The organism is Oleiphilus sp. HI0132, from assembly GCF_001635845.1.
The window spans coordinates 1-345 of the sequence record NZ_LWGJ01000930.1 but is presented as its reverse complement, the minus strand read 5'-3'; the positions used below and the strand labels follow the sequence as shown (position 1 = coordinate 345).

The 345-nt window shown below is 49.0% G+C and carries 1 protein-coding gene; it reads right to left on the bottom strand.

Features of this window, described 5'->3' with window-relative positions:
- The coding region (locus A3766_RS10455) for a transporter substrate-binding domain-containing protein (RefSeq protein WP_197479519.1) at window positions 1-345 on the bottom strand (345 nt) is incomplete at both ends.

Genomic DNA, 345 nt, shown 5'->3' with positions numbered 1-345 from the left:
ATACGCTTGTCAATAATATCGCTAATATCTCGCGGTCTAACACTACCGTATCGATAGACGACGATGGGGGTTGTTTCCATGTAAGAGCTGGAGTATTTATATCGATCTGCGCGCGTATCGGAGGCGACCATGCTGGCGGTCGCAATGTTGGTATAGTCGTTATCGAGTGCTGACAAAATCTGGCTGCGGGTGGCCGCGACTTTTACATCCAGTTTGAGTCCCGCATCTTCGGCAAACATTTTCGCAAGGTCATATTCAAAGCCAGCGGGGCCCTCTCGGCCTTCATAATAAACGGCTGGAGCGTTGCGAGTGATGATGTGTAATGTGCTGTGCTTATTGATTTTG